Source organism: Longimicrobiales bacterium (assembly GCA_035764935.1).
Classification (GTDB): Bacteria; Gemmatimonadota; Gemmatimonadetes; order Longimicrobiales; family RSA9; genus DASTYK01.
This window is the reverse complement of the sequence record DASTYK010000143.1, coordinates 1-14,709: the sequence shown is the minus strand read 5'-3', so window position 1 is coordinate 14,709 and position 14,709 is coordinate 1. Positions and strand designations below refer to the sequence as shown.

Genomic DNA, 14,709 nt, shown 5'->3' with positions numbered 1-14,709 from the left:
GTCACCCCGGCGCTCCGGACGTTCTCCCCTGCCCGCCGCGCCGGCAAGCGGCGCCTCGGGATGGACGTTCCGTTCTGCGGTGGGTGTTCGGGTCCTGCGGGCGGGAATCGGGGCGCTTCGGATCGTGATCGTGCAACCTGCGTCAGCCGCGCAGCGCGACAAAGCCAGCGTGCAGGTGCGCGGCCGATTCGCCGTCGACGCGCACGTCGACGTCGACCTCCAGCCGCCCGCGGCCGCGGCGCTCGAAGGCGCGCATGAACCGCTCCCATGCAGCTGCGTCCGGTCGCCGGCACACGGCGTCGAAGTCGGCCGCAATGGGCAGCGTGTACTGCATGCTGCTGCGCTGGATGACGATCTGCGGGGTGGGTGTGAACGAGTCGAGACCGAGCCGGAGCACGCTCCAGCCCGCGAGCACCGCGAGCGACGCGACACTGCCGCCGAACGCGGTGCTCCGGTGGTTCAGATTCGGTTCCAGCGCGGCTCGCAGGACGATGATGTCAGGCGATGCGGAAAGCACCGTGATGCCCATCGCCTGCGATACCGGGATGTTGCGGTGCAGGTACTCCTGCAGTGCGTGCGCGTCCATGCCCTGCAATGGACCGCTTCGCACTGAAGGATGCAACCGTTCGTCGCGTCAGGCGGACTGGCCGGCGTGCACGCCCTCCGCGATCTCCTCCACCATCTTCCGGTTGAAGTCCGGCAGGTCGTCCGGGTTGCGGCTCGTCACCAGCCCGGAGTCGACCACCACGGACTCGTCCACCCACTCCGCGCCGGCATTGCGCAGATCCGTGCGGAGTGACGGGTACGACGTCAGGCGACGCCCGCGCACGACATTGGCCTCCGCGAGCAGCCAGGGCCCGTGACAGATGGAGGCAACGGGCTTGCCGGCGTCGAAGAACGCGCGCGTGAACTGAACGGCGCGCTCGTTGGTGCGGAGGTGGTCGGGATTCATCACGCCGCCCGGCAGGACGAGCGCGTCGAAGTCATCGGCGCGCGCACGATCGAGCGGCATGTCCACGTCGAACGTCTCGCCCCAGTCCTTCCTGTCCCAGGCTCTGACTTTGTCCTGCTGCGGTGAAACGACGACCGCCTCGGCGCCCGCGTCGCGCAGCGCCTCGATCGGTGATGTGAGCTCAACCTGCTCGAAGCCGTTGTCGACCAGGACTGCGACGCGTTTGCCGCTGAGATTTCTCGCCATGCTGCCTCCTGCTGCTGCGTGAATCGATACGCAGCGAACAGGTGCAAGGCGTGTGCGCGAGTGCGGGCGGCAGGGCGCCGCCCGCACCAGCGGATCAGTCGGCCGTGGAGGTGGTCCCGCTCGCTGCGCCCGCCTGCGCGAACCGCGCGGCGGAGCCCTCGGGAACCCGCACGGTGTACTGCCGGTTGTTCGGCGTGCGCTCCAGCTTGAACTGCGGATTCAGCTCCTTCAGCGTCTGCACCGTCGTGCCGTACGTCGCCGCAATCGCGCTGAGCTGCGTCGCGGGCGGCACCGTCACTTCATCCCACGAACGGGACTCCAGCGTCATCGGCCGGAACCCGTACGTCTCCGCATCCTTGGTGATGCGCCCGGCCGCGATCATCAGCGGAACGTAGTCGCGCGTCTCCTTCGGCAGCCGGTCCCAGATGGCGTAGTAGTCCGCCTCACTCCGCGCGCGCTCACGGCCGAACTGCGCGCGCATCGCGCGGCTCACCCGGTTCTCACCCGAGTTGTATGCGGCCGCCGCGAGGTACCAGGAGTCGAAGCGGTCGTGCAGCTCCTCCAGGTAGTCCAGCGCCGCCTCCGTCGCACGCACCGGGTCGCGTCGCTCGTCCACGGCACGGTCCACGTCCAGGCCGTACCGCTCACCCGTCTCGCGGATGAACTGCCACAGCCCCACAGCCGCTGCATGCGACGTCGCGTGCGGCTGGAACCCGGACTCGATCATCGCCAGGTACAGCAGGTCGCGCGGCATGTCGCGCTCCTCCAGCGCGGCAAGGATCATAGGCGCATACTCACCGCCCCGATCCAGGAAGCCCTGGAACTTCTCGCGCATGTCCGGCACGCTGTCGAAACGCGCGATCCAGTAGTCCACGCGTGCATGGTCCAGGTTCGGCAGGTCCCACTCCGGGCCCAGGCCGGCGGTCACCTCCGTCGTTCCGGAGCCGGCCAGGGGCGTAGCCTCGCCCAGCCCGGCCAGCTCGGCCGCCGGCCCGGCCGATTCCCGCTCCGGGATCGCCACGCCGAACCCCGCCACGGCCAGCGCCGCGCCGGTCGCGAGCAGAACCCCATCCCGTCGGTTCAGTGCAAAGCGCCTCATCGCGCCTCCTTCCAAGTGATGCAGTGACAGTCAGATACGCCCATTCGGGCCGGGCACGCTCTGTCCAACCCCGCCCGGGACGGGGAGTTCCGCCGGAATTGGACAGAACGGGCCACGGCCTCGATCTGGCGCCGCGGAGCAGGTGGCTGGGCCGCGCTCCCCGCCGGGCGTCACGAGCACGTCGTCACGCCACAGAGCGCCTCCCGTGGCTGTCTAGGCCGCCACTACCGGGAACAGCACCCCCGGATCGCCCGTGAACCAGACATTCTCGATCCCCATGTGCGTGATGGCCCAGCGACTACCCTCGCGCACCAGCTCGACGGAGTAGCGGTTCTTGAGGAGCAGGTGGCGGCTGTGATCGTCTCGTGACACGTGCTGCGCCTCCACCAGCGCGGACAGGGATGCGCGATCGTGCTCGATCCGGATGCGGGGATTCGTGACGGTATGCGTCGTATGCAATCCCGCCGTGGTGCCCATGATCGTATCCGCGATGGCCGTACGTCCCACGAATACCGGGATCGCCACACCGAACCGGCGTGCAGGCCCGGTGAAATCAACGGTGGCGTCGTCTGCGAACGCCGATTCGAACAGCTCGCGATCGCGCTCGTCCTGGCCGGCTGCAAAGCGGTACAGTGCATCGACGACCTCGTGCAGATCGGCGATCGCTTCGATCGTTGCCGGCGTATTCAGCGCGCGTGTGCTGCCGCGCTGTGTTGCAGATGGGATCATTGTGTCGTCCTTGTGAGCAGACGGAACGGGTACGTCGCCTGGCGTGATCGAATCTCGACACGCCGCGCGATGCGCTCAAGAACGCACCGGCAGGAAAGCAGCTTTCCGGAAGGGTAGCATGAGAACGAACGAGCACGATGTGCCGCGCGCTCCGCGAGACGGCGAACCGTGCGCCGCGCTGTGCCCTGCACTCGCCCGCGCGACACTCGATGTGATCGGGTCTCGCTGGGCAGTGCCGATCCTGGTTGCGCTGAAGACGTGGTGCAGGCCGCTGCGGTATGCGGAGCTGCAGCGGCGGATTGGAACAATCACGCCCAAGGAGCTGGCGAAGCATCTGCGTGCACTCGAAGCAGCGGGCCTGATCGGCCGGCGCGTGTACCCGACGGTGCCGCCGCGCGTGGAGTACTGGTTGACGGAGCTCGGGAGGAGCACCGCGCCGGTCGTGGAGGCGCTGGCCGACTGGGGTGCGCGGTACCGGGCAGCGCAGGCGGGCGCACAGGCGCGGACCGGCACCTGATCCGGCGCTGACCGGAACATGATCCGTGAGGCCCGGCACCTGGCGGTGAGGATCCGGCACAAGACCGGTGAGAGCCGACCTGGTCCGGTGCGGAACCGGCGCGGATCCTGCCAGCTCCGCGCCGCATGATTGCAGACCTCTGGTACCGCAACGCGATCATCTACAGCCTGGACGTCGAGACGTTTCTCGACGCCAATGGCGACGGTGTAGGTGACTTCGAGGGGCTGATCCGGCGACTCGACTACCTCGACGCGCTCGGCGTCAACACGCTCTGGCTCGCCCCGTTCCAGAAGTCGCCGGACCGGGACGACGGCTACGACATCAGCGACTTCTACGCCGTCGACCCGCGCTACGGCTCGAGCGGGGACTTCGTCGAGTTCATGCGCGAGGCTGACAAGCGCGGCATGCGCGTCATTCTCGACCTGGTCATCAATCACACATCCGACCAGCATACCTGGTTCCGGCAGGCGCGCAGTGATCCGGAGTCGCGCTACCGGGACTGGTACGTGTGGTCGAAGAAGAAGCCGAAGTACTGGGACCAGGGCATGGTCTTCCCCGGGCACCAGGAGTCCACGTGGTCGTACGACCAGAAGGCGCGGGCGTACTACTACCACCGTTTCTACGATTTCCAGCCCGATCTGAACACGCAGAATCCCGAGGTGCGCGAAGAGATCCGGCGCATGATGGGCTACTGGCTGTCGCACGGCGTGGCGGGCTTCCGGGTCGACGCGGTTCCGTTCATCCTCGAGGTGCCCGACGTCACCAGGAAGACCTGGAATCGCGAGTTCGACTTCCTCTACGAGCTGCGCCGGCTGCTCCAGCTGCGCAACGGCAATGGCCTCCTGCTCGGTGAAGTCAACGTGCCGCCCGGCGAAGAGAAACAGTACTTCGGCGCGCGCGGCGAAGGCATGCAGATGCTGTTCAACTTCTGGGTCAACCAGCACCTGTTTCTCAGCCTCGCCACAGAGCGCGCTGCCCCGCTCGCCGATGCGCTGCGCGCGACGCGCGGCGTACCGAACGGGTGCCAGTGGGGCATCTTTCTGCGCACGCACGACGAGCTGGATCTCGGACGGCTGGATGCGAAGGGGCGTGCGATCGTGGCGCAGCGGTTCGCACCGGATGACGGCATGTGGCTATACAACCGCGGCGTGCGACGTCGTCTCGCACCGATGCTCGGCGACCGCCAGCACTACGAGCTCGCGCACAGCCTCATGTTCTCCCTGCCCGGCACACCGACATTCCGGTACGGTGACGAGATCGGCATGGGCGACGACCTGTCACTCCCCGAGCGCGAGGCCGTACGAACACCCATGCAGTGGTCCTCCGAGCGCCACGGCGGCTTCACACTCGCCGACAGGCCGGTCAATCCCGTCGTCAGTGGCGGCGTGTACGGATACGAGCGGCTGAACGTGGAAAGCCAGCAGCGCGATCCGGGCTCGTTGCTCAACTGGAATGCGTCGATGATCCGGCTGCGCAAGGAGTGCCCGGAGATCGGCTGGGGCGAATGGCGGATCCTCGGGAGCGGCTCCCCGCACGTGCTCGCCATGCAGTACGACTGGCGCGGCAACTCGCTCGTGATCCTGCACAACTTCTCCGAGCGCGCAGTCAGTGCACGCGTGCGTCCCCGCGCCGCGGACAGCGACCGACTGGTCGAGCTGCGCATCGAGGAGGAATCACGTGCCGGAAAGTCCGGCACCCACGAGATCGTGCTCGACCCGTACGGCTACCGCTGGTTCCGCGTGGGGAACCTCAACTACGCCCTCAACGCAAGCAGGCCGCAGAAGATCGAGTGAGGCGCTGCCATGACGAGATCCCGCAAGCCGCTGATCGGCTACCACGCCTCCCACGAACAGTATCCGCCCGGTGAATTGCTGCGACACGTGCAGCACGCCGAGCGCGCCGGGTTCCACGCGGCCATGTGCTCCGATCACTTCCACCCCTGGACATCACAGCAGGGTGAATCCGGCTTCGCATGGTCCTGGCTCGGTGCGGCGCTGCAGTCTACGAGCCTGTCATTCGGGGTCGTGAACGCCCCGGGCTACCGCTACCACCCCGCCATCATCGCACAGGCCGCGGCAACGCTCGCGTCCATGTATCCCGGGCGGTTCTGGGTTGCAATCGGATCGGGGGAATGGCTGAACGAGCACATCACGGGCGATCGCTGGCCCGCCAAGGAGGAGCGGAACCACCGGCTGCGCGAGTGCGCGGACGTGATGCGCGCACTCTGGGCCGGGGAAACGGTCACGCATGACGGCCTCGTTGCCGTGGAGGACGCCAAACTCTACACGCTCCCGCCCGAACCGCCGCTGCTCGTCGGTGCTGCACTGACGCCCGCAACCGCCGAATGGCTGGGCGGCTGGGCCGACGCCCTCGTCACGACCGGACAGCCCCGCGACGCGCTCCGGCGCATCATCGACGCGTTCCGCCGAGGCGGCGGTGACGGCAAGCCGATGTTCCTCCAGGTCCAGATGAGCTACGCCGATTCCGAAGAGGAAGCCTGGAACGATGCGCTTCACCAGTGGGGCTCGCTGATGGCCGGCAGCGGAGTGCTCGCGAACCTCCGCAATCCGGCCGAGTTCGAGGAGATCGGTCGCTTCATCCGCCGCGAAGATCTCGAGGGTCGCGTGCGGATCGCCGGCGACATCGGTCAACACATCGAATGGCTGCACGACGACGTCGCCCTCGGGTTCGAACGGATCTACCTCCACAGCGTCAGCCGCGACCAGCAACGCTTCATCGACGACTTCGGCGAGCACGTGCTGCCGGCATTCGCCTGAATCAGGCACCAGCCGCCGGATGTTCTCGACGTCCGGGGCGGCCGGGCTCCCCCCGCAGTGTCACTCCCGCCACCCCTCCTTCGTCACAGGGATGTGATTCGCCCCACCCGCGCCACATTCCCAGGCCGCGGACGATTGGACCCTGTAACGACGCCGGATTGGCTCTACCATCGCGACCAATTCCCGCCGAGCTTGAGGTGGTTCACGCATTCTCGAACAGGGCGGAGGGCGACATGGGAGCAGGGGTTCAGGAACAGGGACGCGCGGCCGCGTTCTCGTTCGTGCTGGAGACGGGGGCGGCGGAGCCGGTGACGGCGCAGCGGCATTTCGCCGCGAAGCTGTCCGTGGAAACCGATGCTGCCGACGTGCATGCCGACCTGGAGCGCGGCGCGCGCGGGTTCCGGCTCCTGGACGTGCGCAGCGCCGCGCATTACGAGCAGTGCCACATCCCGGGTGCCTTGAGCCTTCCGGCCCGGAGCATCGATGCCGCCACGACGCGTGCGGCGGGTCTCTCGCCCGAGGATGTGATGGTGGTCTACTGCTGGGGTCCGGGCTGCAATGGTGCCAGCAAGGCTGCGCTGCGCCTGAGCGCGCTCGGCTACCGGGTGAAGGAGATGATCGGCGGGATCGAGTACTGGCGGCGCGAGGGTCATCCGGTGGAAGGCGCGCTGGGCGACGCCGCGCCGCTGGTCGGTTGAATCGACAGCAAGGCAGGTAGCAGTGCAAAGCGTACAGCAGCAGCGACGACCTCGTGCGACGGTTGCGCAGGGCAACGGCGACGATGCGACGTCGCCGAGGCGGGGTGCGGCTCCCGTGCTGCAGATCCTGGAAGGCATCCACGAAACGGCGGACGCGCCTTTGTACGTGCGTCTGTATCAGCACGTGCGCGACGCGATCGTGAGCGGCGCACTTTCTCCGGGCCAGCGGCTCCCCGCGAGTCGGACGCTTGCCGAGGACCTGCGCGTTTCGCGCAACACGGTGGAATCGGCGCTGGAGCAGCTGCGTGCGGAGGGTTTCGTGCAGCGGCGAGTCGGAGCCGGCTCGATCGTCGCGCCCGATCTTCCCGCGAACCCGCGTTCGCCGCAGCGCTTTCGCGCGCATGCGCGCACGTCACCGGCCGCGGAAGCGTCGCATGATGCGAGCGCGCTGTCGGGACGAGGACGGCAGACGCTCGACTCGAATCACCTGATCACGTCGCGAACCGGTTTTGCATTTGCGCCGTGCGTACCGGATGCGCAGGTGCTGCCGTTGAACGGGTGGAAGCAGATCCTCGCGAGGCGCAGCCGGCTGTGGTCACGCACGGAGATGCTGCCGCCGGAGCGTGCCGGTTACCGTCCGCTGCGCGAGGCGATCGCGACGTATGTCGTTGCCTCCCGCGGTGTGCGTTGCGACTGGCGGCAGGTGCTCGTGGTGGGCAGTGTCCAGCAGGGGATCGCGCTCGCGAGTCGCATGCTGCTCGATCCGGGGGACGCGGTGTGGCTGGAGGAACCCGGCTATCCCGGTGCGCGCACGGCGTTCATGTTTTCGGGCGCGAAGCTGGTGCCTGTTCCGGTGGATGGGGATGGCATCGACATTCGCGCGGGCGAAGCGCTGGCGCCGGATGCGCGCATGGCGTACGTCACGCCATCACACCAGTACCCGCTGGGCGTGACGCTCACGCTCGCGCGCCGGATGGCGCTCGTCGACTGGGCGGCACGCAACGATGCGTGGATCCTGGAGGATGACTACGACAGCGAGTTCCGCTACGTCGGCAGGCCGCTCGCGTCGATCCAGGGACTCGACACGCACGGTCGCGTCATCTATGCCGGCACCTTCAACAAGGTGCTCTACCCGTCGCTGCGACTGGCGTACCTGGTGCTGCCGCCGGGGTTGACGGAGCTGATTGCCAGCGGGCAGGACATCACGGGCGGAACTCCGCCGACATTCCTGCAGGCCGCCGTTGCGGAGTTCATCGACAGCGGCCAGTTCGCCAGCCACCTCCGCCGCACGCGCGACATCTATCGCGAGCGCCGTGACGCACTCCTGGACGCGGCGGCGCAGCAGCTGACACAGCACGTGGAACTGGGGCCGGCGGAAGCCGGCATGCACGTCACCGCACAGCTGCGCGCGCGCCAGGACGACCTCGCACTTTCGGCTGCGGCCCGCGACGAGTGTCTCGATCTGCCCGCGCTGTCCCGCTACTACGCGGGTCCAACGGCGAAACCCGGGTTCCTGATCAACTTCGCGGGGACGGCCACTGATCGAATCCACAGTGGCGCAGCCCGGCTCGCGCGGCTGCTGGAGACGGCAGCCATGTCACAGGAGCGATGAAATGCAGACGCATACGACGTCCCGCGCCGTCAACCTCGCCGACGCCGCCGGTGCCCTGGACGAGATATTTTCGCCGCGCATCGTTGGCAGGGTCAACGACCATTATGTCAAGGTCGCACGTGCACACGGCGACTTCGTATGGCACGCCCACGAGCACGAGGACGAGATGTTCCTCGTGCTCCGGGGCACGCTGCTGATCGAGATCGACGGTCAGGAGCAGGTGACGCTGAACGCAGGCGACATGTTCGTCGTGCCGAAGGGCGTCCGCCACAGGCCGCTCGCCCGGGAGGAGTGCTGGCTTGCGCTGTTCGAGCCGGTTGCGACGACGCACACGGGCGATACCGTCGCCCCGATCACCCGCTCGATCGACGAGCAGAAGCGCGGGTGGGTGGAGCCGGGGTGAAGGTTGTCGAACGCCGCCGCGCACGTCGACGGCGTTGCCCTCCGGTGCAGTGCAGTGGTCGGGCTGGGCATCCGGACCCGACCACGCACCGGCGCTGTCAGTAGAGCGGGACCAGATCGATCTCGCTGAAGTGCCAGCAGCCGGTTTCGCACTTGCCTTCCCAGAGGTACAGCTCCTCGACGTCAGCCCAGTTCTCGAACGGCTCGAAGCGCAGCACGAATTCGAGCACCTCGCCTGCCTCCATCTCGTAGCTCTCCCCCAGCGCGACCGGCCAACCTTCCTGACTGACCAGCAGCCTCGGCTCGTCACTCGAATCCGTTACGACGAAGGCGTTGGGGGTGCCGGGTGCGTGCAGCACTCCCGCATAGCTCGCCAGGGGCCAGATCCGGAGGCGGATCTCGGTGACGTCAGGCGTGAGCACGATCTCCTGAATGGTGATGTTCGCCTCAGGAGCCTCCCCGACCACGAATGCACCAGGCCGGATGCGCCGCTCGAGGAGATCGCTCCGCCTGTACGGCTGGAACTCGCAGCCCATGCGGACCGGCGCATACACGACTGCCGGCACGTCCCCGGCAGCATCCGCTGTTTCGATGAAGAGCGGGACCCCGTCATACACGGCTACCCGCGTCACCGCGTGCACACCCAGCAGGCGCGGCAGGCCGAACTTGATGTACCTGCCTTCCGTGAACTGCAGCGGCTCGCCATTGATGTACCACGCCTTTCCTGCCGCGTACGGCGGTGAGCCCGAGGGATACACCGCGTCGATGGATCGCCCACGCACGAGCGTCTCGCCCGTCTCCTCGTTGTACGTGGCCTCCGCTGTAAGCAGCGTGCCCTTTTCATCGAGGACGCACATCTCGAACGCCTGTGTCTGCGCCAGTGCAGGCGCCGCTGCCACTGTCAGCAACACCGCAGTCAGCAACATCAGCTTGACTCGCTGCATACCGCTTCCTGAATAACGTGCGAACGGCAGACCGCCGGTCGGCGGCGCGTGCGGCGCGCACCGTGAAAGCTCCGTCATGGAGTAGTCGTGTTGTGAAATTCTGGGTCGCCCGGCCGGGCACCTGGTCCCTGGGCGCGGCGAATATGGGCACGGCGAGGGGCGTCGCGCCACTCTTTCAGGAACGGACCAGCGCCACCGGTGCGCATTCCCCCGGCGACGTGGAATTCTGCTGCTGCTTGCAGCATATTCGGTGGAGGAGGCGCAATCGCCGAATGTCATCAGAAAGATGCAGGTCCGCCCTTCTTTTCTTCGTCTACCTGCTCGCGCTGATCCAGCCGGGGCAGGCGGCCGCGTCATTCCGGCCGGTCGCTGCGTGCGCCCCGGAGTACTGCACCGCCTCATCCATTGACGTCCTATCTCACCCGCTCGTCTCGGCCGGGCAGCCGCTCCGGCTGTTCAACGAATCGACGCGCCAGCCGAACGACGTTTCGTTCCGCTTCACCGCCGGCATTCCCGACACCTCTCGCGAAACGACCGCTGCCCTGTTTGCGAGCGGCAGGGCAGCGACGCTCGAGCATCGTGCCGTTCTGCAATCGATCCGCGCTGCCAGCCTGGGCAGCCCCGCGTGCGCGCCCCGCTCGCCGCCAGCCATCCGCTGATCCGCCACTGACCGTTCGCCCGTGAGTCCGGGCACCAGCCGGCTCACACCCTGACCGGGAAGACCGCCGATGATCGCGGTCCGGACAGGAAGGCGATGCCCCACGGGAGGAGCCCCGCAGGTCGGGCTCCGCAGCTTTTCGCCGCGTCCGTCCGGCCGCGGCGCTGCCGGCTCACACGAGAGTACGCATACGGAGGCGGTCCATGCACGGCACGCAGCACGGTTCACCGGAAGACGGGAGAACGCGCGGCAGAGGTCCACGCATTCCACTGCACACGAAGATCCTGCTCGGACTGGCGCTCGGCGCGGTCGCCGGTATTGCGACCAACCTCCTGGCGGCAGATGCGAGGTGGGTCGAGCTGGTCATCACCTACGTCGCTCAGCCGGTCGGGCAGGTCTTTCTCGGCATGCTGTTCATGGTCGTGATCCCGCTGGTGTTCACGACGCTCGCTGTGGGCGTGGCCGGCCTTGGCGACCTGAGCAGTCTCGGCCGCGTAGGAGGCAAGACGATCGCGTTCTTCCTGGCGACCACCTTCTGCGCGGTCGTGCTCGGCCTGACACTGGCGAACCTCGTCGCTCCCGGCGAAAGCATCGACCCGGCGGTCCGGTCCGCGCTGCTCGCGGAGTACTCGATGCAGGCCGCCGACCGCGTCACTGCTTCCGAGAACACGAGCTTCGGGATCCAGACCTTCGTGAACATCGTGCCGCGTAACCCGCTCTCCGCGGCAGTGTCCGGTGACATGCTCGGCGTGATCTTCTTCACCCTGATGTTCGGCATCGCGCTGACGCGCATCCCCCCCGATCTGTCGGGCCCGGTGATCCGCTGGCTGGAAGGTGTCGCCCAGGCGATCATCGAGATCATCGGGTTCGCCATGAGGCTCGCACCGTACGGCGTCGCGGGCCTCATCTTCTCAGTCACCGCGCAGTTCGGCCTGGACGTGTTACGCTCGCTCGCGCTCTATGTGGCGATGGTCCTGTTCGGACTGCTGATCCATCAGTTCGGCACACTCGCGCTTGTTGGCCACGTTTTCGCCGGCATCCATCCGCGCACGCTGTACAGCCGCGCGCGCTTCATGATGATCACGGCGTTCTCGACGTCCAGCTCCAATGCCACCATGCCGACGACGCTCCGCACCGCCGAGGAGGAGTTCGGCGTGCCGCGCGAGATTGCCGGGTTCGTGATTCCGCTCGGCGCGACGATGAACATGAACGGCACCGCACTGTTCGAGGGCATGACGGTGCTGTTCCTGGCCCAGGTGTTCGGCATCGACCTGTCAATCGGCGCGCAGCTTATCGTCGTCATCATGTCGATCATCACGGCCATCGGCGCCGCCGGCGTCCCCGGTGGCTCGATTCCGCTGCTGGTCATGGTGCTCATCATGGTCGGCATCCCGGGAGAAGGCATTGCCCTCATCCTCGGTGTCGACCGGATCCTCGACATGGCGCGCACCGTCCCCAATGTGACCGGCGACCTGCTCGCGTCCGCCGTGGTCGCCCGCAGTGAAGGCTATGACCTGGTGCCGGCAACAGCGCCGGATTTCTCCACCGAGGCCGCGATCGAGGCCATGGGCGGAGTCGTGCTGGACGGGCAGGAGGTGGAAAGGCAGCTGGGCTGAGGCAAGCATCGTGAGATCCCGCTCGACTGCCGGCGGCTGCCTCGAAGGGCAGCATGCGAACCAAAGCCGCCCACAGCGGTAACGAAGAAGAGGAGATACTATCCGGCAGTGCCGACCCGGTGCGCATGGCTGAAGCCCCCACACGCGGCATGCCGTGCGCACCGGTCCATGCGACCAGACACCTGCAGCCCGTCCGAACACGATGAGCACAGCCACGAGCCGCCAGCAACCAGCCCAGTGCACCCTCGAGGTGGGCGGCATGGATTGCTCGAGCTGCGCGCAGACCGTGGAAAAGGCGCTCCGGCAGGTCGCCGGCGTTGAGGGCGTGCGCGTCGACGTGGTCGGTGGTCGCGTCGACGTCGACTACGTGGATGGCGCGCTGCGACGCAGTGATCTCGTGAGCGCCGTTACCCGTGCCGGCTATTCCGTGAAGAACGACGTCGTGCAGCGAAGCTGGTTCGAGCGGCATGGCCGCCTGACCCTGGCAGCAGTGTCCGGTCTGCTGTGGGCGATGGCGCTCATCGCCGGCCATGTGCTGCGCATCGAGCCGCTGGCTGCCGCCCTCGCCGTCGGGGCCATGGTCGCGGGTGGTTGGTTCATCGTGCCGCGCGCCGTACGTGCAGCCATGAACCGTGCGCTGGACATGAACGTCCTCATGTCGCTTGCTGCACTGGGGGCACTCGTCATCGGCGAGTACGAGGAAGCCGCGTCCGCACTCTTCCTGTTCGCGGTGGCGCAGCTCCTGGAATCGCATTCGATGGATCGCGCGCGCCATGCGGTCCGCGCCCTCATGGACCTTTCCCCTGCCGAAGCGACGGTGCTGCGCGGTGGGCGCGAGGTGCGGGTTGCCGCCGACCGCGTGGAGGTCGGCGAGATCGTGGTCGTGCGGCCCGGTGAAAAGATTGCCGTTGACGGTACCGTGATCGCCGGCGTGTCTTCGGTTGACCAGGCGCCGATCACCGGTGAATCGCTGCCCGTCGACAAAGAGCCAGGGGCGGACGTGTTCGCCGGAACACTGAACGGTGACGGCGCGCTCGAGGTCCGCTCCAGTCGCGCCGCGTCCGACACCACCCTGGCCCGGATCATCCACTCGGTCGAAGAGGCGCAGGCAACCCGTGCGCCCAGCCAGACATTCGTCGATCGATTCGCACGCATCTACACGCCGATCGTGATTGCGATCGCCGCCGCCGTGTTCCTGTTGCCGCCGCTGCTCGGATCCGGCAGCTGGGGTGAATGGTTCTACCGCGCGCTCGTGCTGCTCGTCGTGGCATGCCCGTGCGCGCTCGTCATCTCGACACCGGTCACCGTCGTGAGTGCGCTCACGGGCGCCGCGCGCCGTGGCATCCTGATCAAGGGTGGGCTCCACCTCGAGAACGCCGGTCGCGCGACCGTGGTGGCACTCGACAAGACTGGCACGCTGACCCGGGGCGAGCCGGAGGTCGTCGACGTCGTCGCGCTCGACGGCTCATCGCCTCGCGACGTGCTCGCGCTTGCTGCCGCTGCCGAAGGGCGCAGCGAGCACCCCCTGGCGCGTGCGGTGCTCCGGCGAGCGGAGGAGGAAACAGTCCGCTCGGACCCTGCCGTGGACACGACTGCCATCCCGGGTCGCGGGATCGTGGCGCGCGTGAACGGAACCCGCATCCACGTCGGCAGTGAGCGCATGTTCGATGAGCTCGGCGCCATGAACGACCAGGCGCGGGATGTGGTCGCACGCTTTCACGCCGACGGCCGCACTGCCATTCTCGTCGGCAGCACGTCCGGAGGTTCAGAACGCCCGGTGCTGCGGGGGGCACTCGCGCTTGCCGACACGCCGCGGCCGCAGGCTGACGCAGCGCTCCGTGCGCTGCACGCGGCCGGCATCGAGCGCGTCGTGATGCTCACCGGCGACAGTGAGGCAAGCGCCCGCGCCGTCGCACGCGAGCTCGGCTCGCCCGGCATCGACGAGGTGCACGCAGGCCTGCTCCCGGGTGACAAGGTCGCTGCCGTGCGCGACCTGCGGGCGCGCGGCGCACGCGTGCTCATGGTCGGCGACGGCGTCAACGACGCTCCTGCGCTCGCCGCCGCCGACGTCGGTGTCGCGATGGGCTCGGCCGGCACCGACGTCGCGCTCGAGACCGCCGACATCGCGCTCATGGCCGATGATCTGTTGAAGCTGCCCGAAGCGGTGGGCCTGGCGCGCAAGGCCGAACGCATCATCCGCGCGAACATCGCGTTCGCCCTGCTCACCAAGGCCGCGTTCGTCGTGCTCGCCGTGGCGGGTGTCGCCACCCTCTGGATGGCCGTCGTCGCCGACATGGGCGCGAGCCTGCTCGTGATCATCAACGGGATGCGTGCGCTGCGCCTGTGAGCGCGCGGCGCGACTGCGCGACAGCCAGCGTCGATGAGCCGGTGTGCAGATGCACGAATCCCCACAGCGGCTGACCGTTGTGGGGATTCCGTTTACCTCATGGTCGCAGTAG

At 67.7% G+C, this 14,709-nt stretch carries 14 protein-coding genes; 9 read left to right on the top strand and 5 right to left on the bottom strand.

The window, feature by feature from the left end:
• Positions 1–142: 142 nt before the first annotated feature.
• The 4 genes from VFU06_11600 to VFU06_11585 form a co-directional block, all read right to left on the bottom strand.
• On the bottom strand, positions 143–586 hold the full coding sequence (locus VFU06_11600; GenBank protein HEU5210026.1) for a YiiD C-terminal domain-containing protein: 444 nt from the start codon (positions 584–586) through the stop codon (positions 143–145).
• Between the two features lie 48 nt (positions 587–634).
• On the bottom strand, positions 635–1,198 hold the full coding sequence (locus VFU06_11595) for a type 1 glutamine amidotransferase domain-containing protein (GenBank protein ID HEU5210025.1): 564 nt from the start codon (positions 1,196–1,198) through the stop codon (positions 635–637).
• A gap of 94 nt (positions 1,199–1,292) precedes the next feature.
• Positions 1,293–2,297 (bottom strand): transglycosylase SLT domain-containing protein, encoded by a 1,005-nt coding sequence (locus VFU06_11590; protein HEU5210024.1) that lies wholly within the window; start codon positions 2,295–2,297, stop codon positions 1,293–1,295.
• 213 nt (positions 2,298–2,510) lie between these two features.
• Entirely contained in the window at positions 2,511–3,026 is a 516-nt protein-coding gene (locus tag VFU06_11585; GenBank protein ID HEU5210023.1) for a nuclear transport factor 2 family protein, read from the bottom strand.
• A gap of 118 nt (positions 3,027–3,144) precedes the next feature.
• Here VFU06_11585 and VFU06_11580 point away from each other — a divergent pair, with 118 nt between their 5' ends.
• The 6 genes from VFU06_11580 (at position 3,145) to VFU06_11555 (ending at position 9,033) form a co-directional block, all read left to right on the top strand.
• Complete coding sequence (locus VFU06_11580) at positions 3,145–3,543, top strand: helix-turn-helix domain-containing protein (GenBank protein ID HEU5210022.1); 399 nt, start codon at positions 3,145–3,147, stop codon at positions 3,541–3,543.
• A gap of 125 nt (positions 3,544–3,668) precedes the next feature.
• Positions 3,669–5,336, top strand: a complete 1,668-nt coding sequence (locus tag VFU06_11575) for an alpha-amylase family protein (protein ID HEU5210021.1) — start codon at positions 3,669–3,671, stop codon at positions 5,334–5,336.
• Between the two features lie 9 nt (positions 5,337–5,345).
• On the top strand, positions 5,346–6,320 hold the full coding sequence (locus tag VFU06_11570; GenBank protein ID HEU5210020.1) for a TIGR03885 family FMN-dependent LLM class oxidoreductase: 975 nt from the start codon (positions 5,346–5,348) through the stop codon (positions 6,318–6,320).
• Between the two features lie 233 nt (positions 6,321–6,553).
• Positions 6,554–7,018, top strand: coding sequence for a rhodanese-like domain-containing protein (locus VFU06_11565; GenBank protein ID HEU5210019.1), 465 nt, complete (start codon positions 6,554–6,556; stop codon positions 7,016–7,018).
• A 22-nt stretch (positions 7,019–7,040) separates the two neighbouring features.
• Complete coding sequence (locus tag VFU06_11560; GenBank protein ID HEU5210018.1) at positions 7,041–8,630, top strand: PLP-dependent aminotransferase family protein; 1,590 nt, start codon at positions 7,041–7,043, stop codon at positions 8,628–8,630.
• 1 nt (position 8,631) lies between these two features.
• Positions 8,632–9,033, top strand: a complete 402-nt coding sequence (locus VFU06_11555; protein ID HEU5210017.1) for a cupin domain-containing protein — start codon at positions 8,632–8,634, stop codon at positions 9,031–9,033.
• A 97-nt stretch (positions 9,034–9,130) separates the two neighbouring features.
• Here VFU06_11555 and VFU06_11550 read toward each other — a convergent pair whose 3' ends face one another.
• Positions 9,131–9,976: a hypothetical protein gene (locus VFU06_11550; GenBank protein ID HEU5210016.1), complete on the bottom strand. Its 846-nt coding sequence runs from the start codon at positions 9,974–9,976 to the stop codon at positions 9,131–9,133.
• Between the two features lie 92 nt (positions 9,977–10,068).
• On the opposite strand from VFU06_11550, the gene VFU06_11545 reads away from it, so the two are divergent.
• The 3 genes from VFU06_11545 (at position 10,069) to VFU06_11535 (ending at position 14,597) form a co-directional block, all read left to right on the top strand.
• A complete protein-coding gene (locus VFU06_11545; GenBank protein ID HEU5210015.1) occupies positions 10,069–10,635 on the top strand; it encodes a hypothetical protein in 567 nt (188 codons plus the stop codon).
• Between the two features lie 202 nt (positions 10,636–10,837).
• Positions 10,838–12,250, top strand: a complete 1,413-nt coding sequence (locus VFU06_11540; protein HEU5210014.1) for a dicarboxylate/amino acid:cation symporter — start codon at positions 10,838–10,840, stop codon at positions 12,248–12,250.
• 202 nt (positions 12,251–12,452) lie between these two features.
• On the top strand, positions 12,453–14,597 hold the full coding sequence (locus VFU06_11535; protein ID HEU5210013.1) for a heavy metal translocating P-type ATPase: 2,145 nt from the start codon (positions 12,453–12,455) through the stop codon (positions 14,595–14,597).
• The last annotated feature ends 112 nt before the right edge of the window (positions 14,598–14,709 follow it).

Bases quoted from the DNA above. Each gene is read 5' to 3' on its own strand.
- VFU06_11600 (HEU5210026.1), bottom strand. From the start codon at position 586: ATGGACGCGCACGCACTGCAGGAGTACCTGCACCGCAACATCCCGGTA.
- VFU06_11595 (HEU5210025.1), bottom strand. From the start codon at position 1,198: ATGGCGAGAAATCTCAGCGGCAAACGCGTCGCAGTCCTGGTCGACAAC.
- VFU06_11590 (HEU5210024.1), bottom strand. From the start codon at position 2,297: ATGAGGCGCTTTGCACTGAACCGACGGGATGGGGTTCTGCTCGCGACC.
- VFU06_11585 (HEU5210023.1), bottom strand. From the start codon at position 3,026: ATGATCCCATCTGCAACACAGCGCGGCAGCACACGCGCGCTGAATACG.
- VFU06_11580 (HEU5210022.1), top strand. From the start codon at position 3,145: ATGAGAACGAACGAGCACGATGTGCCGCGCGCTCCGCGAGACGGCGAA.
- VFU06_11575 (HEU5210021.1), top strand. From the start codon at position 3,669: ATGATTGCAGACCTCTGGTACCGCAACGCGATCATCTACAGCCTGGAC.
- VFU06_11570 (HEU5210020.1), top strand. From the start codon at position 5,346: ATGACGAGATCCCGCAAGCCGCTGATCGGCTACCACGCCTCCCACGAA.
- VFU06_11565 (HEU5210019.1), top strand. From the start codon at position 6,554: ATGGGAGCAGGGGTTCAGGAACAGGGACGCGCGGCCGCGTTCTCGTTC.
- VFU06_11555 (HEU5210017.1), top strand. From the start codon at position 8,632: ATGCAGACGCATACGACGTCCCGCGCCGTCAACCTCGCCGACGCCGCC.
- VFU06_11550 (HEU5210016.1), bottom strand. From the start codon at position 9,976: ATGCAGCGAGTCAAGCTGATGTTGCTGACTGCGGTGTTGCTGACAGTG.
- VFU06_11540 (HEU5210014.1), top strand. From the start codon at position 10,838: ATGCACGGCACGCAGCACGGTTCACCGGAAGACGGGAGAACGCGCGGC.
- VFU06_11535 (HEU5210013.1), top strand. From the start codon at position 12,453: ATGAGCACAGCCACGAGCCGCCAGCAACCAGCCCAGTGCACCCTCGAG.